Source organism: Nocardiopsis moroccensis (genome assembly GCF_055763695.1).
The window spans coordinates 5,202,208-5,222,558 of the sequence record NZ_CP199747.1 but is presented as its reverse complement, the minus strand read 5'-3'; the positions used below and the strand labels follow the sequence as shown (position 1 = coordinate 5,222,558).

24 protein-coding genes are annotated in these 20,351 nt (G+C 69.7%); 17 read left to right on the top strand and 7 right to left on the bottom strand.

The window, feature by feature from the left end; translation table 11 throughout:
- Window positions 1-235: 235 nt before the first annotated feature.
- The 6 genes from ACUKCB_RS23025 (at window position 236) to ACUKCB_RS23000 (ending at window position 4,973) form a co-directional block, all read left to right on the top strand.
- The gene (locus ACUKCB_RS23025) at window positions 236-529 is read left to right on the top strand and encodes a lactococcin 972 family bacteriocin (RefSeq protein WP_473037677.1); all 294 of its coding nucleotides are present in this window, start codon (window positions 236-238) and stop codon (window positions 527-529) included.
- Window positions 530-541: 12 nt separating this feature from the next.
- Window positions 542-844, top strand: coding sequence for a lactococcin 972 family bacteriocin (locus tag ACUKCB_RS23020; protein ID WP_473037676.1), 303 nt, complete (start codon window positions 542-544; stop codon window positions 842-844).
- A gap of 15 nt (window positions 845-859) precedes the next feature.
- Window positions 860-1,165: a lactococcin 972 family bacteriocin gene (locus ACUKCB_RS23015; protein WP_473037675.1), complete on the top strand. Its 306-nt coding sequence runs from the start codon at window positions 860-862 to the stop codon at window positions 1,163-1,165.
- A 74-nt stretch (window positions 1,166-1,239) separates the two neighbouring features.
- Entirely contained in the window at window positions 1,240-3,309 is a 2,070-nt protein-coding gene (locus tag ACUKCB_RS23010) for a bacteriocin-associated integral membrane family protein (protein WP_473037674.1), read from the top strand.
- 47 nt (window positions 3,310-3,356) lie between these two features.
- Complete coding sequence (locus ACUKCB_RS23005; RefSeq protein WP_473037673.1) at window positions 3,357-3,992, top strand: ATP-binding cassette domain-containing protein; 636 nt, start codon at window positions 3,357-3,359, stop codon at window positions 3,990-3,992.
- 231 nt (window positions 3,993-4,223) lie between these two features.
- Complete coding sequence (locus ACUKCB_RS23000) at window positions 4,224-4,973, top strand: hypothetical protein (protein ID WP_473037672.1); 750 nt, start codon at window positions 4,224-4,226, stop codon at window positions 4,971-4,973.
- 136 nt (window positions 4,974-5,109) lie between these two features.
- Here the strand turns inward: ACUKCB_RS23000 and ACUKCB_RS22995 are convergent, their stop codons facing one another.
- The 5 genes from ACUKCB_RS22995 to ACUKCB_RS22975 all read right to left on the bottom strand — a co-directional run bounded on the left by ACUKCB_RS22995 (window position 5,110) and on the right by ACUKCB_RS22975 (window position 10,037).
- Window positions 5,110-5,964 (bottom strand): DUF11 domain-containing protein, encoded by an 855-nt coding sequence (locus tag ACUKCB_RS22995; protein ID WP_473037671.1) that lies wholly within the window; start codon window positions 5,962-5,964, stop codon window positions 5,110-5,112.
- A gap of 283 nt (window positions 5,965-6,247) precedes the next feature.
- A complete protein-coding gene (locus tag ACUKCB_RS22990) occupies window positions 6,248-7,390 on the bottom strand; it encodes a PQQ-dependent sugar dehydrogenase (RefSeq protein WP_473037670.1) in 1,143 nt (380 codons plus the stop codon).
- 36 nt (window positions 7,391-7,426) lie between these two features.
- Window positions 7,427-8,581, bottom strand: coding sequence for an FUSC family protein (locus tag ACUKCB_RS22985; protein ID WP_473037669.1), 1,155 nt, complete (start codon window positions 8,579-8,581; stop codon window positions 7,427-7,429).
- Between the two features lie 13 nt (window positions 8,582-8,594).
- The gene (locus tag ACUKCB_RS22980) at window positions 8,595-9,332 is read right to left on the bottom strand and encodes a polyamine aminopropyltransferase (protein ID WP_473037668.1); all 738 of its coding nucleotides are present in this window, start codon (window positions 9,330-9,332) and stop codon (window positions 8,595-8,597) included.
- A 105-nt stretch (window positions 9,333-9,437) separates the two neighbouring features.
- Window positions 9,438-10,037 carry an O-methyltransferase gene (locus tag ACUKCB_RS22975; protein ID WP_473037667.1) on the bottom strand — a complete coding sequence of 200 codons (600 nt, stop codon included), beginning with the start codon at window positions 10,035-10,037 and terminating at the stop codon, window positions 9,438-9,440.
- 290 nt (window positions 10,038-10,327) lie between these two features.
- Between ACUKCB_RS22975 and ACUKCB_RS22970 the strand changes: the two genes are divergently transcribed.
- Window positions 10,328-11,761, top strand: coding sequence for a hypothetical protein (locus tag ACUKCB_RS22970; RefSeq protein ID WP_473037666.1), 1,434 nt, complete (start codon window positions 10,328-10,330; stop codon window positions 11,759-11,761).
- 309 nt (window positions 11,762-12,070) lie between these two features.
- On the opposite strand, the gene ACUKCB_RS22965 is transcribed toward ACUKCB_RS22970, so the two are convergent.
- The gene (locus ACUKCB_RS22965) at window positions 12,071-12,556 is read right to left on the bottom strand and encodes a hypothetical protein (protein WP_473037665.1); all 486 of its coding nucleotides are present in this window, start codon (window positions 12,554-12,556) and stop codon (window positions 12,071-12,073) included.
- A complete protein-coding gene (locus ACUKCB_RS22960; protein WP_473037664.1) occupies window positions 12,556-13,092 on the bottom strand; it encodes an ATP-binding protein in 537 nt (178 codons plus the stop codon). The genes ACUKCB_RS22965 and ACUKCB_RS22960 overlap by 1 nt, the downstream gene beginning before the upstream one ends.
- A gap of 345 nt (window positions 13,093-13,437) precedes the next feature.
- On the opposite strand from ACUKCB_RS22960, the gene ACUKCB_RS22955 reads away from it, so the two are divergent.
- The 10 genes from ACUKCB_RS22955 (at window position 13,438) to ACUKCB_RS22910 (ending at window position 20,296) form a co-directional block, all read left to right on the top strand.
- Window positions 13,438-14,286, top strand: a complete 849-nt coding sequence (locus ACUKCB_RS22955) for a helix-turn-helix domain-containing protein (RefSeq protein WP_473037663.1) — start codon at window positions 13,438-13,440, stop codon at window positions 14,284-14,286.
- Window positions 14,286-14,471 carry a DUF397 domain-containing protein gene (locus tag ACUKCB_RS22950; RefSeq protein WP_191267758.1) on the top strand — a complete coding sequence of 62 codons (186 nt, stop codon included), beginning with the start codon at window positions 14,286-14,288 and terminating at the stop codon, window positions 14,469-14,471. The genes ACUKCB_RS22955 and ACUKCB_RS22950 overlap by 1 nt, the downstream gene beginning before the upstream one ends.
- A 585-nt stretch (window positions 14,472-15,056) precedes the next feature.
- Window positions 15,057-15,707, top strand: a complete 651-nt coding sequence (locus ACUKCB_RS22945; RefSeq protein ID WP_473037662.1) for a hypothetical protein — start codon at window positions 15,057-15,059, stop codon at window positions 15,705-15,707.
- 3 nt (window positions 15,708-15,710) lie between these two features.
- On the top strand, window positions 15,711-16,412 hold the full coding sequence (locus ACUKCB_RS22940; protein ID WP_473037661.1) for a class F sortase: 702 nt from the start codon (window positions 15,711-15,713) through the stop codon (window positions 16,410-16,412).
- 179 nt (window positions 16,413-16,591) lie between these two features.
- Window positions 16,592-17,041, top strand: coding sequence for a helix-turn-helix domain-containing protein (locus tag ACUKCB_RS22935; protein WP_473037660.1), 450 nt, complete (start codon window positions 16,592-16,594; stop codon window positions 17,039-17,041).
- 132 nt (window positions 17,042-17,173) lie between these two features.
- Window positions 17,174-17,698: a GntR family transcriptional regulator gene (locus tag ACUKCB_RS22930; RefSeq protein WP_473037659.1), complete on the top strand. Its 525-nt coding sequence runs from the start codon at window positions 17,174-17,176 to the stop codon at window positions 17,696-17,698.
- 4 nt (window positions 17,699-17,702) lie between these two features.
- Window positions 17,703-18,464 carry a GntR family transcriptional regulator gene (locus ACUKCB_RS22925; protein WP_473037658.1) on the top strand — a complete coding sequence of 254 codons (762 nt, stop codon included), beginning with the start codon at window positions 17,703-17,705 and terminating at the stop codon, window positions 18,462-18,464.
- A gap of 118 nt (window positions 18,465-18,582) precedes the next feature.
- The gene (locus ACUKCB_RS22920; RefSeq protein ID WP_473037657.1) at window positions 18,583-19,140 is read left to right on the top strand and encodes a hypothetical protein; all 558 of its coding nucleotides are present in this window, start codon (window positions 18,583-18,585) and stop codon (window positions 19,138-19,140) included.
- A complete protein-coding gene (locus tag ACUKCB_RS22915; protein WP_473037656.1) occupies window positions 19,116-19,736 on the top strand; it encodes an NAD(P)-binding domain-containing protein in 621 nt (206 codons plus the stop codon). The genes ACUKCB_RS22920 and ACUKCB_RS22915 overlap by 25 nt, the downstream gene beginning before the upstream one ends.
- A complete protein-coding gene (locus ACUKCB_RS22910; RefSeq protein ID WP_473037655.1) occupies window positions 19,733-20,296 on the top strand; it encodes an NUDIX hydrolase in 564 nt (187 codons plus the stop codon). The genes ACUKCB_RS22915 and ACUKCB_RS22910 overlap by 4 nt, the downstream gene beginning before the upstream one ends.
- Window positions 20,297-20,351 lie beyond the last annotated feature (55 nt).

Here is a 20,351-nt window from a genome sequence, read left to right as displayed (position 1 = left end):
ATGAATTGCAACGAATTACCCCCGCCTCTACCCCAGGACCGACAGGCCTCCCCCTCTTCTGTCCGCATGTGGCCAAAAAAGAGATCACGGACAAAGAAGCGAGGTAGGACTTTCCTCAGAAGGACCACGGAGCATGCGCGCCTTCGAGAAAGCACCTGTTCCAATTCTGCAATCCTTTTCTGCAGCCCCTGTCGGGGGCACCTTCGGAAACCGAACACAAAGGCAGGGGGCCATCATGGGAAAGACCTCGAAACACGGGATCGCCGCTGCTGTCCTCGTCGCGGGAATCACCGCAGGAGCAGCGGGAGCAGCCCTGGCCGGAACCCATATCGGAGGCGGGACCTGGTACCACGGCGTCTCGGCCTCCACCGTCTACTCGAACTACCACCACTCCCACAACTGCCACGGGTCCACCGCGGTGGGCACCTACACAGACCGGTCCAGGAACGCCGCCCCCGGATACACCTCCTACGCCAGCGCGCCCAAGGCCTGGACCAACAACCAGACGTACTACCGCAGCGGCTGCTGAGGAGGAAAAACCGTGAATTCCCTGAAGCGCGTTTTCGTGAATGCGGCCTGCATCGCCGCCATCACAACGGGCACCGCCGGAATCGCCCTGGCCGGGCATTCCTACATCGGAGGCGGGGAGTGGCACTGGGGTATCACCGGGGTCCCCGGGGCGGGAGACACCTTCTCCCGGTACCACCACGGTTCCGCCTGCCACGGAGCCACCGCTGTCGGAACCCGCACCGTCCGTGTCCGGGCACAGGCCGGAGCGTGGGCCGAAGCCTTCGCCCCGCGCGCCAACGGCAACAACCAGTCCTACTGGCGCAACAACTGCTGAGGGAAAGGAACCTCCGTGGAGACCCTGAAACGCGTTTCCGTCAGCTTGCTCGTCACCGCCGGAATCGCCGCGGCGACCGCCGGCATCGCCGCCGCCGCCGAACGCTCCACGGTCGGGGGCGGGGTGTGGGAGCGCAGCCTCACCGGCGTCCCCGGGCAGGGCTTCGTCCGCTCGGACTACCACCACCCGCGGAACTGCCACGGCGCCACCGCCGTGGGCACCCACACCGAACGCGCCCACGCCCCGGCCGGGACCTGGGCCAGGGCCGAGGCCTCGCGGGCCCTGGCCAACAACCAGCAGTACTGGCGTGACGGCTGCTGATCCCGGCCCCGCCCCCGGACCCGTCGTCGCCCCCGCCAACGGGTCCGCTCCACCCGCCCCGACAGGACCCCCAGGTGCCGAACAGGACACTCTCCTTCGCCTACACGGCGTGCGTCGCGTTCGCCGCGCTCATCGCGTTCCTCCTCTCCGCCACCGCCGAACAGACCCTCTACGTGCTCGACGACTCGGAACTGGTCTGGATCACCGAGAACAACGGCACCCACGACACGGACGAGGTCGCACGAACCGTCCAGGAGGTCGCCGACGACCACGGCACCGCCATCGGCTACGGCGTCCTCGACGTCAACGAGCCCTCGTCACGGGCCCACCTGTACCTGGCCGTCTCCGATCCCGGCTCCCGGCACGCCCGCTGGCTGAACGACGGCTACCGGACCTTCAGCCGCGGCTTCACCGTCCACACCCACCCCGTCACCGACTTCGGCGAGGTGGGGCCCAACGGCTACTACCTGGTCTTCGGAGCCCCGGAGGCCGCGTCGGCCCTGCGCCAGGCACTCACCGACCACGGCCTCACCGAGGCCCCCGGTACCCGGACGACCCGGCTGTGGCACTTCTTCTCCGGGGGGCACCTGCTCCACCTGGCGGCCGTCGCCCTGCTCAGCACCGTCACCGCCACCGCGGCCGGGGTACTGCTCGCCGCCCGCGACCACGCCGTCAGGCGGCTCCAGGGCCACTCCTACGCGAGCGTTCTGGCCGGAGAGCTGGCCGGGGTCGCCCGACTGTGGGCGGTCGCCCTGCCCGGCACGGCCGCGATCACTCTGGTCGTTCTCGGCGTCTACAACGGATGGAGCCAGCTCGGTTTCTACGCACCCCTCGCGCTCGTTTTCCTCGCCGCGCTCACCCTGCCCTGCCTGGCAGTACACGCCGCCGCGCTCGCCCTGGTACACGCCACCGGCATCCTGCCCGCGCTCAGGGGGCGCCTTCCGCTGCGCAGCACCACCGCCGCCGTCTACCTCGTGCGCGTCCCCGCACTGGTCCTGGCCCTGGTCATCGTCGGTGGCGTGGCCGTCGCCGCACAGGAGAGCCGGGACCGACGCGCCGCGCTGGAGGTCTTCGCGCAGTACGGCGACACCTCACGCCCCGCGCTCAGCGCCAACTACGGCTGGGCGGACGCGGACGCGGTCGACGAGGTACTCGGGCCGTGGCTCCGTGCGGCCGACACCAGCGGCGACATGGTGCTGGCCCTCCCCCTCGCCCCCTCCGAGATCGTCCCCTCCGACCCGGCGGCCCCGCGCAGGGACCGGTTGGCGGCCCCCGTCCTCATCGTCAACGACACCTACCTGGCACGGGAGAAAGTCCTGTCCCCGACCGGAGAACGGTACGGACCGGGCGGGACCGTGCGCGTCCTCCTGCCCGAATCGTCGGCCGCGCACGCCCGGCCGGTGGCCGAGGGGGTGGCCGGGTGGCTGGAGGTGAACGGCGAACCCGGCCGTGCCCCCGACGTCGAGGTGCTGCCCGCCGCCGACGGCCAGACCGTGTTCACCTACGGCACCCAGGAGCGCCTCGGCCAGGCCCTGCCCCTGCTGCGGGAACCCGTCATCGTCGCCCTGCCGGTCGGCGGGGCCCTGTCCGACAACAGCTACGTCAACCACATGTCGGGGCGGCACACGGTCTTCCCCGACCCCGGTGTGGTGGCGGCGCTGCGCGCCGAGGACCCGCAGGCGTCCCGCTACGTCTCCATGGTCGAGACCCTGACCACCGGCGCGTCGAAAGCACACGCCCTCGCCCTGGGCACGCTGCGCGGTGAACTGTTCAACCTGCTCGGAGCGGCTTCCGTACTGCTGCTGACCGCGGTGGCCGCGTGTGTCGTCCACGTCCGCACCCGTGCGCAGACGATCTTCGCCCGACACATCAGCGGGTGGAGCTTCCTCGCCACGCACCGGCGGCTACTGGCCGTCGAAGCGGTGATCGCGGCGGTGTTCGTCGGATGGGCCGCCTGGGGCGCCGTCACCGCCTCCACCGGGCCGAACGACCCGGCCCGCCCGCTGCCGCCCGGCCCGGCGTCCGCCACGGGGGCCGAACCCCTCCACGCCGCGGGGATCGCGCTGGCCTCGCTCGCGCTGACCCTGGGCGTGCTCGTGCTCTTCCACCACCGCATCGTCCGCGAGGGCTCGTCCCGGGCCTGACCCCGATCCCTGCCCCCGACCGGGGAGCCGAGAAGGCGAGGAATCACATGATCGTCCTGGAAGAACTCACCAAGTCCTTCGGCCCGCGCACCCTGTGGGAGGGGCTCACCCTGACCGTCGAACCCGGACGGATGCTCGCCCTGGTCGGCGCCAGCGGTTCCGGCAAGACCACCCTGCTCAACTGCATGGGCCTGCTGGACGAACCCAGCAGCGGCCGGATCCTGTTCGAGGGCACCGACCTCGTCCGTCTGGGGCCCGGCGGACGGCGCCGCTTCCGCCGGAAGCACCTCGGCTACCTGTTCCAGGACTACGCCCTCATCGAGAACGCCACCGTCAGGGCCAACCTCGACGTGGCCCGGCGGCGCGGAGCCGGGGCCGACCACGCCGGAGCACTGGCGCGGGTCGGGCTGGCCGGCCGGGAGAAGGAGAGGGTGCACCACCTGTCCGGCGGCGAACAGCAGCGCGTCGCCCTGGCCCGGCTGATGGTCAAACAGCCGTCCCTGGTTCTGGCCGACGAACCGACCGGCGCCCTGGACAGCGGTAACGGCGCCATGGTCGTGGACGTGCTGCGCCGGATGAGCCGCCAGGGCTGTGCCGTGGTCATCGCCACGCACGACGACAGGGTGCGTGGGGCCTGCGACACCGCCTTCGACGTGCACGCCCGACAGGAGGTCGGCGGGTGACCGGCGGCCCCGCGCACGGGTCGGCCGCGTTCCCCGAGGCCGTCGCACCGGCTCGCCGGGACTTCGGCGGGACGGCGGCCCTGACCCCACAGGTGCGCACGAGCCCCTCGGGGGCGGGGCCCCGGTGCCGGAGCTGTAGCATCTGTGGCGGATTCTCCCCTCGTCCGCGTGCTCCCCGGTCCCGGAGAAAGCCGTGTGACGGGGTTGCCCCCAGACACGGAAACGGACGGCATGGACGCTGAAGAGACCCAGGTCATGACCAGGACCGGCCAGTTCACCACGACGCTGAGTTGGGAGACCGCCGTCAGAGGCCGGGTCGCCGCCGCGGTCGACCGGCTCTCCGGGCCCCTGGCCGAACTCGCGGAGCGCGACGCCAACGACGGTGACACCCGCATGCTGGTCGCCGACTTCTTCAGTGTCGGTCTGAACTTCAGCAAGTACCAGGACATGACCACGGAGTACCGCACCAGCGGGGACTCGATCGACTACGCGATCGTCCTGGACGGTGAGCTCTTCGCCCCCGTCGAGGTGCGCCGGATCGGGCAGGAGGACCTGGACCTGCGCAACATCCAGATGGCCCGGCGCCTGGCCGTGGAGGAGGGCGCCGAGTGGGTGTTCCTCACCAACGGCCGGATCTGGCGGGTCTACCACCTGCGTCCTGACGCCGACGGTGGTTCGCCCCAGCCGGTCACCGTCGTGGACGTGGACCTGCTGGACGAGGAGTCCTACCAGCGCAACATCGACGGCCTGTTCCACCTCACCCGCGAGGCCGTCGAACACGGCCGGCTGGACGCGCTGCGCCGTTGGCGGGAGACGGCCGAAGCCGCCCCGGTGGCCCGGGCCCTGCTCAGCGACGAGGTGGTCGAGGCGGTCCGCGGCCGGCTGCGGGAGAGCGCCGAACACCCCGGCCACCTGGGCGAGGACGAGGAGATCCGCCGCGTCCTGACCGAGGAGGTCGTCGCCCGCGGCCTGCTCGACTAGGGCGTGTCCGTGGTCCGGGTGGTTGCCGCCCGGGTGCCCGGGCCGTGAAAGGGCCCGGGCGGAAGCCGGTGAGCCCCCCTGGCGGCCGATACGGAGCCGGTGGGCCCGCCCGCCGGGTGACGGGCCCGGGCTCCCGTCACCCGGCGGGCGGGCCGGGCTCGAAGACGCTGTCCCCGTTGTCCGAGACGACGTCCGTGTTGTTGCCGGGACCGGACTCCGGGGTGGTCGACGTCGCGGAGGCCACGTTGTCCGGGATCCGGGTGGCGTCGTCGTTGAGCCTGCCGCCCACCACCAGCGTGAGCGCGTCGTCCGTGCCGGGGTCGTGGTCGCCGATCGGGCAGGTGAGGCTCAGGCCCGCTGCGGCACAACCGATGGCGGGTTCACGGACGTAGCCGAAGGTGTGGGTGAGTCCGCCGGGCAGCGTGTCGGTCACCTCGACGTCCCGGGCCGTGGACGGTCCCATGTTGGTCAGGGTGAGTTCCCAGACGATCCATGCGCCCGGCCGGACCACCTCGGTGGCCAGGTCGTTGCGCAGGTCCAGGTCGGTCTCCGGCTCCAGGCGCGGGTCCTCGGGTGCGGTGACGGGACCGTTGTCCTCCGGGTCGGGGTCGTGGGTGTCAGCCGTGACCCAGGCCTGGTTGCGGGGGACCTCCAGGACGTCCGGTTCGACGATCCCGGAAACCTCGATCCGGGCCTCGGACCCCGGGGGCAACGGATCCGGGACGGTGCACGTGGCCGCCCCATCCTCGATGGAGCAGGGGCGGTTGTCGATGACGGCCTCGAGGTGGTCCACCCCACCTGGTAGTTCGTCGGTGACCACCACGCCCTCGGCGGCGTCGGGGCCGTGGTTGGTGACGGTGATGTTCCAGCGGATCGGACCGCCGGGCATCACGTACTCCTGCCCGATGGACTTGCTGATCTCCAGGTCCGCTTCCCCGGTCGAGGGTGTGTACCCCACCAGTAGGGAGGTGGAGGCCGCGAAGACGAGCATCCCCCTCCCGAAGACCGCCAGCCGTCCCCTGTGCCGTGTCCGCCGTCGCTGCACCGAAACCCCGCTCTCGTCCCCGCCCGGACCGGCCCGAGCTGCCGTCACAGGGCATCCTCGGCATTCGGAGGCGGAACGACCTGGTGCGACCGGCGGCTTTCCTCTTTCTTGGGGCCGACCGGACCGCCCCTTCACCCGGAGCGCCCACCGGGTGTCTTCACCCTGCGGGCATCCCTTCCGCCGGACGTCCCCCTCCGCCCCCGTTCCGGAGTCGGCACGCCCACGGGCCCTATTCCAGCGGAACGTTCACGATCCGGTCGTCGCCCTCGGCCGGGGAGCCCCAGGAGTCGTGGTTGCTGGTGCTCAGCCACAGGGCGTCGCCGTCCGGGGTCGGGACGACGGTGCGCAGCCGGCCGAGCTCGTCCACGAAGTGCGCTTCGGGTTCGCCCACGGTGCCGTCACCGGCCAGCGGGACCTCCCACAGCCGTGCGCCCCGCAGCGAGGCCACGTACAGGGAGTCACCGACGATCGCCGCTCCGCTCGGCGAGGCCTCGGCGGGCTCCCAGGTGAGCAGCGGGTCCGTGTACTCGTCACCGCCGCCCGGGCCTTCCACCTCCGGCCAGCCGTAGTTGTTCCCGGGCTCGATCAGGTTGACCTCGTCCAGGGCGTCCTGGCCGAACTCGGTCGCGTACAGGTTCTCCTCGTCGTCCCAGGCCAGTCCCTGCACGTTGCGGTGGCCGTAGCTGTGGACGGGGTTGTCGAACGGGTTGTCCGGTGCGGGCTCGCCCGTGGCGGTGATCCGCAGGATCTTCCCGCCCAGGGAGTCGGTGTCCTGGGAGTTGCCGGTGTCCTGTGCGTCCCCGGTCGCCACGTACAGGTACCCGTCCGGGCCGAAGGCGATCCGGCCGCCGTTGTGGGTGTTCGCGGCGGGGATGCCGTCCAGGATCACCTCCGCCTCGCCGAGGGTGTTCGCGTCGGCGTCGTAGGGGATCCGGCTGACCCGGTTGTCGGAGTCGGAGGTGAAGTAGACGTAGGTGTAGGGCTCCTCCGGGAAGTCCGGGTCCACGGCCAGCCCGAGGAGACCGCCCTCACCGCCGTGCTCGACCCCCTCGACGGTCCCCGCCTCGTCGGTGGTGCCGTCCGGGGCCACCCGGACGACGGCCGCGGAGTCGCGCTGGGCGACCAGGGCGGAGCCGTCGGGCAGGAAGCCGATCCCCCACGGGACTTCGAGGCCGGTGGTGACGTCCTCGGGCCGGCCGGGGTCGGAGGCGACCGCCTCCGTGGACCCGTCACCGGGTTCGGTGTCCTGCCCCGCACCGGCGCCGTCGGCCCCGGTGGTGGCACAGCCGATCACGAGAAGGGCGGTGCCCAGGAGGGCGAGGGTTCGGATGGTGGTGCTGTTCTTCCGTGGGCGTACCGGTGTCCGTTCCATGCCCGTCCCCTGCCCGCGGGCGGCCCGTGTGTACCCTCACCTGCCGTCCGCGGGTTCTCCGTGCTCACTGGTGCTGTTCTCGTAGCCCTGGCTGATCTCCTCGAAGAGCCGTTCGACGTCGGTGACCAGGGCACTGTAGACCGGCCAGTTCTCGTCGTCCCAGCTCTCTCTCATCCTGGCCCGTTCCTCGTCCACCAGCCGCAGCGCCTCGTCGACCCTGGTCCGCAGTTCCTCGGAGGGCTCCGGGTATTCGGGCTCCTCGGCGTCGTACACGGCCTGGAGGATGCCCGAGGCGTGGTCGAGCAGCGGGGCGTACTCGCGAAGAAAGGCGTCGTCCGGCCCGGGGAAACGCGACCCCTTGCCCGTGGTGGAGCGCAGGGTCCGGACGATGGACTGCACGTGCCGGGAGGACCGGTTCAGCGCGGAGATCCAGCCCTGGTAGTTGTCCAGGACGACGGGGTCGGGGCGTCGCCCGGCGATCAGGCGCCGCGGATTGAGCCGGAGCCGCTCCTCCTGTCGCCGGACCGCCTCCTCGGCGTTGCGGATGGTGCCGTCGAGTCCGCCGCAGGCCTGCCCCCAGTGGTCCAGGTCCAGGCCTTCCCTCCCTTCGCTCAGGCCCTCGGCCATCTCGCCGGTCAGGGAGCGCAACCCGTCCGCGAGGTCCAGGACCGCGTTCTCGGCGTCCCGGAACCGGATGGCGGGGGCGAGCACGGCGTTGACGGCCAGGGCGGAGACCGCGCCCACGCAGACCATCAGCAGGAGGTATCCCAGGTCGGAGGCGCTTCCCGCCGTGCCGCCCGCGAGCGCGAAGGCCGTGACCACGGGCAACTGGGTGCCCTGGCTGCCGAAGAACCGGAACTGCCCGGCGACCAGGGCGACCAGGAGGATCAGCGCGAACGACCACAGTTGCGCACCGACGGTGAGCCCGACCAGGCCGGCGAGCAGGGCGCCCGCGAAGACCGCCGCCACGTAGCGGGAGGACTGGAGCACTGACCCGTACACGCTCGGCCGGACCACGAGCAGCGCGGTGAAGGGCGCGAAGCCGATCTGGGAGGTGGCCCCGACGAGGGATCCCACCCACCAGGCGAGGGTCGCGGCCAGCACGCACTTGAGGATGACGACGCCGGTCTCGCGCTCGAACCCGCGCCGTTGGCGGGCGCGCCTGACCCCGTTCCGTAGACGTTCGAACACCCCTGGCCTCCGTTCAGACGTGCGTGGGAGCCGTGGCCAGGTACACCGTGTTGGTGGCGGGCCGCTCCTGGTAGGGGTTGGCGAAGCTGACCACCTCCGCGCGTGCGTCCGTGAAGACCTCGCGCAGCACGGACAGGTAGTCCTCGTCCGGCGGGTCGTTGGACCACAGGGCGAAGACCCCGCCGGGGCGCAGGTGGCCCAGGAGGCGGCGGGTCCCCTCGGGTTCGTAGAAGGGCGCGTGCGAGGGGTTGAGCAGGTGGCGGGGTGAGTGGTCGATGTCCACGACCACGGCGTGGAAGCGGCGTTCCGGCTCGGCCGGGTCCAGACCCTCCCCTGCGGCGAGCGCGAAGAAGTCACCCTGGGCCAGGCCGCAGCGGGGGTCCGCGGTGAGTCGTTCCCCGGCCGGGATGAGTTTCTCCTCGTGCCAGTCGACCACCTCGGGGAGGGCCTCGACCACCACGAGGGAGCGCACGTCGGGGTCGTCGAGCACGGTCAGGGCGGTGTGCCCGAGTCCCAGTCCGCCGACCACCACGTCGTATCCGCCGTCCGGGACGGGGCCACGGTGGAGTTCGGCCAGGGCGAGCCGGGCCACGTCGATCTCGCCCTGGACGAACAGGCTGGACATGAGGAAGTCGTCGTCGAGTTTGATCTCGTGGACCTCGGCCTTGGCCATCGGGTCCCAGCGGACCCGGAGGCTGATGACCCCCATGGGTGTGGGCCGCCAGTCGAGCTCCTGGAAACGCAGGTTCACGGTGCTCCCGGTTGGTTCGTGTACGCGGTCGCGTGCAATCCCCGAGCCTAGAGCGTGGAGCGGCGCCGGGGGCGGAGTCACACGGGCCGCTCCCGGTGCGTCGCCCTACTTGCGAACCATGACCAGGACCCCGCAGGACCAGCCGAGCAACGGGAGCCGTTCCCAGCCGGAGCAGGACTCCAGGCCCTCGACGAGGGCCTCCACGGCCAGGCAGTGGTCCTCCGGGTCGGAGGTGCCCGGGGGTTGGCGGGCGAGGTCGTCCACCACGTAGAAGCCGCCCCGGTCCACCAGGGACAGGGCCTCGTCGAGGTGGGTGAACTTGCCCGGCCCGGTGTCGGCGAAGACCAGGTCGTAGCCGGGGCCGTCGTCGGTGGCGCGGGCGCCGAGCCATTCACCGCCGTCGGCCTCGAAAATCGTCACCCGGGGGTCGGCCGTGTGGTGCCGACGGGCCACGCCCAGGCACTCGGGGTCGTTGTCGAGGGTGTCCAGCCTGGCGTCTGAGTCCATCCCGGCCAGCAGCCAGGCAGTTCCCGCCCCGGTCCCGGTGCCGAGTTCGAGGAGGCGGCCGCCGGGTTTGGAAGCGGCGAGGGCGCGCAGGAGGTGGCCGACGCCCTCCTCGCAGGACATGCGGAAACCGATGCCCTCGGTGTCGTTCTCGATGGCGTCCAGGGTGGCGGGGCGCGAAGCGGACCGGGTGGCGACCACGGGGACTCCTCGGCTCGGCGGACTCGTAACCGAAGGTTATGCCGGAGGTGGCGACCGATCCAGGAGCCGTCCCGGAGCGGGTCGGGTAGGGCGGCCCGGTGCCGCCGGAAGCGGGGGTCGCGTCCGGACGACAGGCCGCCGATGGAGGGCGGCCGGCTCTTTCGCGAGCGGCACGGGACACAGGTCGGCTCTGGCCGGAGATGTGTGGCCGAGGGTTTCCCGACGGGGCCGGGAGGACTCCCGCCCGGGCGCCGTAGGCTTCCCCACAACCCCCAGTAGACGAGGTTCGTATGCGCTTCTTCCGACTCTGGCGGCGGCCCCGGAACGACCCGCGGCGGCCCGGACCACCTGAGGCACCCGCTCCCGAGCCGCCCGCACCCGAACCGCTGCAGGGGGAGCTGCCCCATTACCACGACCACGTGGTGCGTATCGGGGTGGAGGTGGAGCCACGGGACGAGGCGGCCTTCCTCGGAACGGTGGGCGGCCAGCCCTGGCAGACGCAGAGCCTGGGTGAGGGCCGGTACGACGTACGCGTCGCGGTCTCCGGTGCGACTCTGGGCTCCACGGGGGCGGCCCTGGCGGAGTTCCACCGCACCTTGAACAGGGACGGGGCGGGTGTCCGGGTCCTGTTCGCGGCCCGGCTGCGTCCGAGACTGTCGCCGTCGCGCCGGTACCTGGTGATGCCCCGGGGCTGGATGACCGAGCGGAGATGGCTCGCTGCCCCCGTCCGGGGTCTGATGGCCTGGCGGGCCCGGGGAACCATCCAGGCGGCCTCGCTCGCCGAGGCCGGAGCGAGGCTGGCCGACTTCGCGGACCGCAACCCCGAGGCCGGTTCGCCGGACGATCTCACGGTGGTCGGCCCGCCGGACCGTCCCGGCGCCACGAGCCCCGCCCCTGATGCGGCGCCGGTGGATCTGCTGGACGACTGGCGTTTCCTCCTAGCCACAGCACTCCTGATCGGTGCCGGGGCGGTCGCGGTCGGCCTACGCGTCACCGTGTGGCGGCCCGAGGGGATCACGCTCGGAGCCGCCATCGCCTTCCTGGTCGCCATCCCCTGCCTGTTCGGGGTGTGGCAGATGCTCCGCCGGATCCCGGAGGGGCGGATCAACACGTGGCTGCCCCTGGGACTGACCGCCCTGGCCGCGCCCTCGGCGATCGCCCTGAGCAACTTCAGCCAGGACGTCTACCTGGAGGCCTTCGGGATCTCATCCGGGGAGGTGACACCGACCGGTGCCGGTCGGCTCTTCGCCCTGGGCAACACCCTGCCGCTGGTGTTGTTCGCGCTTCTCGTCTCTCTGGGGTTGTTCGGGCTCCTCCAGTACTTCCACCTGTCCAGCCGCGGGCATTTCCGCCTCCTCCAGTGGCTGATGGTCGTCATCGTGGTCGTCCTGTACGGGCTCACCGCGGTGGTGGTGCTCCTGGAGCGGGACACCGAGCGGGGCCTGGCCCACGTCGCCGATTACCAGGACGAGGGCGGACCGGCTCAGAGCTATGTGGGCGTTCGGCCCTCAGTGGTGTGTGTGGAACCCGGCAAGGATCCGGTCAATCGGATCGGGCCGCCGCTGACCACTGACCGACCGGTGCTGTACTTCGGCGGAGCGAACAACGTCGACCTCCTGTGGGACCGCGAGGAGGGGCTCACCAAGGTGACGCGCTTCTCGGTGAGCCTCACCCCGGTGACGAATCTGAAATCCGACTGCCCTGAACCAGAGGCTGCCGAATGAGCAGGACCGTGGTGCTGCGGGTGTCGGTCCGGTGGTCCTCCCAGGTCCGGGGAGCCGTGTAACCGGGGCGGCCGCGCTGCGCCGCGCACGCCCCCGGGACTTCCCGCCGCCCGTAGGAGGGTGCACAGGTCCTGAGGAAGCGCTCCGGCCCCTGTGTGCGACCCACTTGCCATCCCTTCAACCGGCCTGCTTCTCCGTACCTGTCACCGAAGACCCCCCGGTGACGGGGCTTGGGCCGTTTGTGGCCGCACCGGGCCCACGTTCCGGTGCGGCCTCTTGAGTGGTCCGATACTTCGCCGGGCTGATGGTTCAGCCCAGCAGCCCGCTGAGGTTGTGGGCCAGGGCTCCGAGTGCGGCCGAGAGGGTGTAGCCGGTCAGGATCCATCCGGTGCGGCGGCGGGGTTTGCGGTGGCTGGCCGGGCGCCGGGGGCGGCGCGGCAGCGGCGGCCGGGAGGGGCGGGGAGGTGTTGACGGGCTCCGCCCCGGGGCGGGGCCGTCGTCGGGTGCGGGCCGTGGGCGCGGTACCGGAGGCACGACCGGTGCCGGTTCGGGGCGCGATGTCTTCCGGTGCTGAGCGACGTGCATCCAGTCGGGGAGGTCGCCGTGCCGGAGCCGGTGCTCGACCCGGGGGTTGCCGCGCATCTGCGCCAGCATGAGTTCTTCGCGGGAGGGTTGCCGGTCGGGCCGCCGGGTGGCCTGCGGGGCTGCCAGGCGCTCACCCGGGCGGCCGAAGCGGCGACCGTGCGGGCTGTCCAGGACCCTTCGCACCCCCGGGGTCATCGTGGTCGCGGTCATCACGCACCTCCGCAGACGCACGCCTGTCGGCGGCGGGCAGCGGGGACGGGGTAGGTGAACTCCGCCCACAGGACCGCGCCCAGCACGTCACCGGTGTCGGGGTCGGCCCAGCGCTGAGTGCCCCACTCGGTGGCCAACTGGTGGATGAGGAGCAGGCCCCGCCCGGACTCGGACTCCTCCCACTCCTGGACCGAGCGCTGCGCGGGGACCATCGGGCGGGTGTCCATCGGCCCGTCGTCCAGCACCGACAGGCGCAGGGTGGTCTGGTGTCCCATCACGACCGGGGTGGAGAGCAGGCGCATCACCGTGCCGCCGCGCCGGTGGGAGCGCGAGTGCAGGACGGCGTTGGCGAACGCCTCGCTCGCGCAGAGTTCGACGTCGTCGCGGATCTGGGAGGGCGCACCGGCGAGGGACGCGAGGTCCAGGCGCAGGTCGGAGCGGAAGACCGCGCTCGCGGCGAGAACCCCGGGGTACTGCCGGGCCTCCCACCTCCGGCCCGGGTAGGCAGGGGTCGGGGTTTGGGGAAGAATGGACACGTCGGCAACTCCTGTTGTGGAAGACGGACGGTTGTCGATGCGGCCCTGGCGGGTGGTGCAAGCACCCACCAGGGCCTTCTTCATGTCTGGCCGAAGCGCACTTCGACCAGGCACGTGAGCCCCACTTGCTCTTGCTGGTCCCGGGCTCTGCGCGCTGAAGCAAAAACCCTCAGCCGATCTCGCTGAGCGCCCAACACCGTGCCAGAACTGGTGGGATACTCACTGAGAACAGAAGACAGTGTTGCCAGTTGAAAGTCAAGTGGAAATTCCACTTACACTGAATCAGGCCACCAGGCTGGAAGAATGAACTGGACAAAGCGGATTCTAGAGACAGGTGAGTGAGTCATGGTGAACCCAGGGCCACGGGTTCTACGGCTCCAACTGGGGCGTGAGATCCGGCGACTCAGGGAGAGCTCAGGCCTCTCCAGGGAAGATCTCGCAAAGGCTCTGGGATGTGGGACACCCAAGGTCAGCAAGATCGAACTCGGCTACAGCACGCTGAGTAGCGCTGAGAGCAACAAGCTCACAAAGCTGTTCGGGCTGACCGGTGAGGAGGCTGGGGCCTTCCGCGATCTGGCTACCTCAGCCCGCAAGCGCGGCTCATACGGCAAAGTGGTCGATTTCGCCCGCGGCTACGTCAGCATGGAAGCGGACGCCACCGACCTGAAGATCTTCTACGAGGAGCTCATCCCCGCCCTGTTCCAAACTCAGGCCTACGCCGAGGCTGTCTGCTCCACGTCGGTCACCATCGCACCGGCCGACATCAGTCACGTGGTGCAAGGACGTTTGAGCCGAGCCTCCGTCCTCTCCCAAGAGAACCCTCCCAACGTAGGACTCATCCTCGGCGAGGGTGCTCTGATGCGGACCGTCGGCGGCTCGGACACCCTCCGAGAACAGCTGGAGCACCTGCGTCTGTTGGCCCGCCAGCCCCACATTGACCTCCAGATTCTCCCCTACTCCTCAGGCGAGCACGCAGCCATGGGGACCGGGTTCACGCTTCTACGCCTGGACGAGGTGGAAGCGACCTATGTCTACCTGGAGGACCTCACCAGTTCCGACTTCTGGGACCGCCCTCAACACACTGGCGTGTACGAACTCGTCTTCAACAAACTCCAAGTGGCTGCCCTCGGCAAGCGTGAGAGCATAACTCGCATAGAGGAACGCATCCGAGAACTGGACGAGGGGGCCCGCTGATGTCTCAGCAGAAACGGGCGTCAGCAGCTTGGCACAAGAGCACCTACAGTGCCGGGGCCAACAACTGTGTCGAGGTCGCGGAGGGTCTGGTCACGGCTGTCCGCGACACCAGACACCGTGAGCTTGGGGCGCTCTTCTTCTCAGGCAGCGAGTGGGAGGCCTTCCTCCGCACCGCCAAGCACTGACACACGACCGGCCCCGGCATCCCCGCGCCCCCACAGGGCCCCCCCGGGGCCGAGGTGTCTCCGGCACCGCTCGATCGGCTGCGTGCGCACAGCGGCACGACGGCACCTCCCCTACATCTGGCTGGCAGACCAGCGCGGCAACCGCAAGGAGGCGTCAGGCGCGTCCCTTGCCGTGCTGATCTTGCCCCGAGTGCAGTCCTGAACCCGCGAGCACCGCACTACGAGCGAGACTCTCGGGAACGGCCGAGCTCACGCCGACAACGGCTCCGGTCAGTCCGGGAGCGATCGCTCCACCAACGCCGTCACACGGCCGAGCCAACTCTTCCCCTGAGCCAGATTCGGATGTTCCTCACGGCCGGAACGACACGCCGAGGCTCCACTGCGGTCCAGGTCGCCGCCCAGGCGGAAGACCCTCTTTGGACACGACGCTGACCTGCAACAGCGAGTTTTGGTGCATAGCGTGTCGGGAATGTCACGAATCGCATCATTCGTGGGTGTATGTCCTGTTGAGCTGTTCGTGGCGCCGAGCGTCCTGGGTGAGCGCGTGCCTGGCCGCAGGATCCACCGAGATCACGAGGGGGGCACATGAACCTGGCCCACACCGCAACGACCGCTGCCGCGACCCTGGCCTGCGGCGCCGCACTCGCTCTGGGAGCGGGCGCCCCGGCCATGGCCGAAAACTCGATCCCGGCACCGCCGCCGGACCTGGACTGCGCGGACATCGATGAGACCGACTTCGAGGTCAGCGAAGGCGACCCGCACAACTTCGACGCCGACGGCGACGGCATCGGCTGCGAAACCAATGGCGGGAACGGCTCCGCTCCGTCAGGCTCGATTCCGGCACCGCCGCCGGACCTGGACTGCGCGGACGTCGACGAGACCGACTTCGAGGTCAGCGAAGGCGACCCGCACAACTTCGACGCCGACGGCGACGGCATCGGCTGCGAGACCTTCGACGACGGCACTGCCCCGCCGGAAGACGAGGAGGACACCGACTCGACCTCCGACAACGGCGACGAGCCCGCGACGGACGACGAGAACGGGACCATGGCCGACGACGAGGGCGAGACCATGGTCGAGGACGAGGACACGGCACCGGTCGGTGGTGTGGACACCGGTGGCGGCGGAACCGCGAACGGGTCGCCGGACGCCTGGCTCCTCGGCGCAGGAGGCGCCTTCGCCGCGGCCACGGTCGGCGGGTTCGTCCTCACCCGGAGACTGGGCCACAACGGCTGACCCATGGGCCGACACTCTCGACCCAGTCGTGGCCGCCGCGGAAGCATCATCACCGCAGCGGTCACGGTGGCGTGTGCCGGCATCGGCACCGTCCTGCTGACACTCGGGATGACGGAGGAACAGAGCCTCCCCCGACCCCCCGTCGCAGCGACCGGGCCCGCCCAACCCTCGATCGCCCCGAGCCCGACCGACCCACCGAGCGGCACCGAAGACGTCGCTCCCCTTCCGAGGTCCGCCCCGGTGGCCCTGACCATTCCGGCGATCGAACTGCACACCACACACCTGGTCGAGCTCGGCCTCACCCCGGACCGCCGCCTCGAAGCCCCCCGGGAATGGCAGGCGGTCGGCTGGTACGCCCGCGGTGCCGCCCCGGGCCAGACGGGCCCCGCCGTCCTGGCCGGGCACCTCGACTCCGTGGACGGCCCCGCCGTCTTCCACCGACTGGGCGGACTACGCCCCGGCGACCGGGCGAGCGTGCGCCGCGCCGACGGCACGAGCGCCGAGTTCACCGTGTACGCCGTCGAATCGCACCCCAAGGACGCCTTTCCCACCGACAGCGTCTACGAGGACACCCGCCAGCCCGAGCTGAGGCTCATCACCTGCGGTGGCGGCTTCGACGCGGCCACCGGGCACTACACGGACAACGTCATCGTCTACGCCCGGCTCACAGCCGAACACGACCAACCGGGGACGCCTTCGGGGTAGCGGCGGGAAACCCCGTTTCAGCGACGGTGGGGGGTGCCGCCGGGCGATGCACTGGTCCGGTCGGGGGCAGGGCCAAGGCGCAGGAACAGCACCAGCTATCTTGCGTTTACTTCGCTTGTTTCGAATAATGCGACTATAGATTGGGTATCTACTGCTGGACCGAGCGAAGAGGAGGAACCATGGCCGTGTTGTCCTCACACCCGGACAGCAAGCAGATCCAGGCAGCCGAAAGCGCCCTGCCCCAGATCCGCCGCTATCTGGACGAGCACCAGGAGGCGTTGACGCCTGTCCCCGTGATCGTCGAGGACAGCCAGGAAAAGCTCCTGCTCCCTCGGGCGGCTGTCGAGCTGCTGGTCGGCGTACTCACGCACATGGCAGCCGGGCGGGGAGTGTCCATCGTTCCGGATCACGCCGAACTGACGACCCAGCAGGCCGCGGACATGCTCAACGTCTCGCGGCCCCACCTGATCGGCCTGCTCCAAGCCGAGGAGATCGACTACCGCAAGGTCGGCACCCATCGCCGGGTCCGGGCAGCCTCACTGATGGAGTACATGCGCAGAGACGATCAGCGCCGCCGTGAGGCCGCAGACGAACTGTCCGAGATGAACCGGGAACTGGGCCTGGACTGAGATGCCCTTCGTCGTCATCAACGCTCCAGACAAGACCGCCTCCGGCAGCATCAGGGAAAGCTCCGTGCGTACAGTGGCACTGCATATGACCTTGCCACCTCAGGCACCAAGGACCAGAGCCACGGAGGCGAGATGTCCACCCCCTCAGCTCCGAATGACGACTCGGCTTCCTACGTCAAGGCCCAGAGCAACGGCGGATCCGACCCGTGGACCGCGCAAGGGACGCACGCGACCCAGCGCCTGTTGGAGGTAGCTGAGGTCGACGCGCCGGACGACGTCCTTCAGGCACTGAAGCAGAAGCGCGTCACCGTGCGCCGCAGGCTGATGCTCTTCGACGGCGTCCCCGTCGAACTCACCGACTCCTACTACCCGCTCACTGTCGCATCAGGCACCGCCCTCGCGGAGAAGCGCAAGGTGCGCGGTGGCGCACCCACCCTGCTCGCCGAACTCGGCTACGTGGCGCACGAGGTCACCGAAGACGTATGCGCGCGCCCCGTCACCCCAGCGGAAGCGACCGCGCTCGACCTCCCCGAGCGCAGCACGGCCCTCGTCCTGCTGCGCATCACCTGTGACCGGGAGGGCCGCCCCTTCGAGGTCTCACGGATGGTCATGCGCCCCGAAGGACGTCATCTCCGCTACAACTGGCTGGTCGACTAGAACCATGGCAAGGAAGACAGACACCCGCCCCAGACACCAGCAGATCGCTGCCGAACTGCGCACCGCGATCATGTCGGGAGTCCTGCAACCCGGAGAACGGCTCCCCACGACCCAACAACTCATGGAGCGCTACGAGGTCACCAGTCAAACCGTGCAGCGCACACTCCAGGTGCTCAAAGGCGAGGGGTTCGTCCTCGGCAAACCGGGCGTCGGGGTGTTCGTCCGACCTGAACCACCTCTGGGTATCCAGGTTGCCTCCTACCTCGGAGCACCCCGAGCCGGTGGGGCCCACCCCTGGTTGAAGCACGCCCGGGAACGGGGGCAGAAAGGTTCAACGACTCTTCTTCGGGTCGAACGAGTCGAGCCACCGGGCCAGATCGCCGAAGCACTCGAACTCGCCCCGGGCGAGAGCGCTGTTCTCCGCCACCAACTGTTGTCCCTGGACAACGAACCGACCGAACTCGCCTGGAACTACTACCCCCTCAGCATTGCCGAGGGCAGCGCTTTGGAGGGCAGAGCTCGCATCCGGGGCGGCTCTCCAGCTCTACTCGCCGCGCTGGGTTTCCCTCCCCGGGAGCACATCGACCGCGTGTCGGCCCGCCTTTCAACCACCGGGGAGTTCGAGGCCCTGGAGCTGCCGGACGATGTCCCGGTTCTGCGCACACTGCGCACCGTATACACCGACAATGCTCGCCCCGTGGAGGCTTCCGTACTGGTCAAAGGTGGCCACCGGTACGAATTGGTGTACCGGGACAGCATCACTTGACCGACGGACCTCGGCGACCTGTGGGGGCTTCCAACCCATCTTTACCTTGATGGTTTATGTAGCAAGGTAGTTTGGTAGAACTGTCCTGGGACCACCCCCTAATCCCAGGAGCGTCGCTGTGTTGGAAGACTTCGAGCGCACGAAGATCGCCGACTACTTCACCCGGACGGCCAATGGCACCGCACCCATGGGCAAGCCCGCGTCCGTGGTGATCACCCACCTTCTGCCCGAACGTCCGACTTTCCTGGAGGCACTCGCCCGGATCACCGACCTGCGCTCCGCGCTCCCCAAGCCCAAGAGCATCAACACAGCCGCGTACAACGAAGTGAGTGGCCGGTGGCGTTGCGATCATCTGGACCGCACCGCGTTCGCCTCACCTGACAAGGCACTCGCCTACCTGGAATCCAGGGCTCCGGGAGAGCGCCTCGTACTCCTCGACGTAGGCGGCTACTTCGCCGCAGCACTCCCCCAACTGTGTGATCGTTTCTCCGGACAGATCCTTGGCGTGGTGGAGGACACCGAGAACGGGCATCGGCGCTACCTCGAACACGGCAAGCCGCCCTGCCCGATCTACAGCGTCGCCAGGTTACCGCTCAAGCCCCCTGAGGACTTCCTGGTTGGGCAGTCGGTGGTGTTCTCGACCGAAGCTCGGTGGTGTTCTCGACCGAAGCCCTGATCCGTTCACGCGGTGACATCCTCTATGGGAGGGGCGCCACTGTCATCGGCTTCGGGAAACTGGGCTCCTCTGTCGCGGGCATGCTGCATGCCCGTAACGTCCGGGTCACCGTCTACGACACGGATCCGGTCAAACTCACACACGCGATGTCCCAGGGCTTCCAGACCGCTTCCTCCCTGAACCAGGCACTGAGCGGTGCGGGAATCGTGATTGGGGCGACGGGCAACCTGGCTCTGCGCCGCTCCGACTTCGAGCACATCCCCAACGGGGCCTACATCGCGTCAGTGACCTCCTCCGACGACGAGATGGAACTCGACGCCGTCCAAGCCGCCTACGCCCGGAAAGAGATGGGACCCAACGTCATTCGCTACTCCCGCACCGGCCACTACTTCTACGTCCTCAACGACGGCAACGCCGTGAACTTCCTGCACGGCGCCAGCGTGGGGGCGTTCATCTTCCTGGTCCAGGCCGAGATCCTGGCAGCGGTGGCGCTACTCGTCGAGCGCGAGCACGAGCCGGGACATCACGAACTTCCCGCGGACATCCGCGAATCGATTGCGGCAAGCTGGCTCGCCCACTTCACTGGAGCACTGTGAGCATTCCGAACTCCCACGTCCGAACCGTCCTGGACCGCTATCTGGACCGGTTCCCGGAGGAAACCGAAGGCACCCGCCTGTTGAGGCAGGCACTGGGGGCCGAGCACGAACTCAGTTCACACAAGGAGTTCCGAACAGGGCACGCGACCGCTGGCGCGGTTGTCCTCGACCAACAGGACCGGGCCCTGCTGATCCACCACAACGCGCTGCGCACGTGGCTTCTGCCCGGCGGACACCTGGAGCCGGAGGACAGCGACCTCCAGGAGGCGGCCCTGCGCGAACTCTCCGAGGAGACCAGCCTCCCCCCGGACGAAGTCACGGCGGTCGACGCACTGGTCCCCCTGGACCTGGACATCCACCGGATCCCGGAGAACCCGGCCAAGGGAGAGCCTGAGCACTGGCACTTCGATTTCCGTTACCTGTACCGGGCTTCGGGCGGCGAGGTCAGTCTCCAGGCTGAGGAGGTCAGCGACCATGCGTGGCGCTCCCCGGCAGAACTGCCCTCCGCACGTCTGGCGGGCAAGGTCTCCCAGTACCTGGCTGCCGCCCGAAGCAGCTGAGGGACCGGGCGGGGCCGCAGGGGGTCCGGCCCCGCCCGGTGGTAGAAACCGGCTC

Excerpts from the sequence above, each read along its gene's own strand:
- ACUKCB_RS22940 (WP_473037661.1), top strand. The coding sequence starts at position 15,711 with ATGGGCCGACACTCTCGACCCAGTCGTGGCCGCCGCGGAAGCATCATC.
- ACUKCB_RS23025 (WP_473037677.1), top strand. The coding sequence starts at position 236 with ATGGGAAAGACCTCGAAACACGGGATCGCCGCTGCTGTCCTCGTCGCG.
- ACUKCB_RS22950 (WP_191267758.1), top strand. The coding sequence starts at position 14,286 with ATGTCTCAGCAGAAACGGGCGTCAGCAGCTTGGCACAAGAGCACCTAC.
- ACUKCB_RS22930 (WP_473037659.1), top strand. The coding sequence starts at position 17,174 with ATGTCCACCCCCTCAGCTCCGAATGACGACTCGGCTTCCTACGTCAAG.
- ACUKCB_RS22990 (WP_473037670.1), bottom strand. The coding sequence starts at position 7,390 with ATGGAACGGACACCGGTACGCCCACGGAAGAACAGCACCACCATCCGA.
- ACUKCB_RS22945 (WP_473037662.1), top strand. The coding sequence starts at position 15,057 with ATGAACCTGGCCCACACCGCAACGACCGCTGCCGCGACCCTGGCCTGC.
- ACUKCB_RS22965 (WP_473037665.1), bottom strand. The coding sequence starts at position 12,556 with ATGACCGCGACCACGATGACCCCGGGGGTGCGAAGGGTCCTGGACAGC.
- ACUKCB_RS22935 (WP_473037660.1), top strand. The coding sequence starts at position 16,592 with ATGGCCGTGTTGTCCTCACACCCGGACAGCAAGCAGATCCAGGCAGCC.
- ACUKCB_RS22995 (WP_473037671.1), bottom strand. The coding sequence starts at position 5,964 with ATGCTCGTCTTCGCGGCCTCCACCTCCCTACTGGTGGGGTACACACCC.
- ACUKCB_RS22925 (WP_473037658.1), top strand. The coding sequence starts at position 17,703 with ATGGCAAGGAAGACAGACACCCGCCCCAGACACCAGCAGATCGCTGCC.
- ACUKCB_RS23000 (WP_473037672.1), top strand. The coding sequence starts at position 4,224 with ATGGACGCTGAAGAGACCCAGGTCATGACCAGGACCGGCCAGTTCACC.
- ACUKCB_RS22955 (WP_473037663.1), top strand. The coding sequence starts at position 13,438 with ATGGTGAACCCAGGGCCACGGGTTCTACGGCTCCAACTGGGGCGTGAG.
- ACUKCB_RS22970 (WP_473037666.1), top strand. The coding sequence starts at position 10,328 with ATGCGCTTCTTCCGACTCTGGCGGCGGCCCCGGAACGACCCGCGGCGG.
- ACUKCB_RS23005 (WP_473037673.1), top strand. The coding sequence starts at position 3,357 with ATGATCGTCCTGGAAGAACTCACCAAGTCCTTCGGCCCGCGCACCCTG.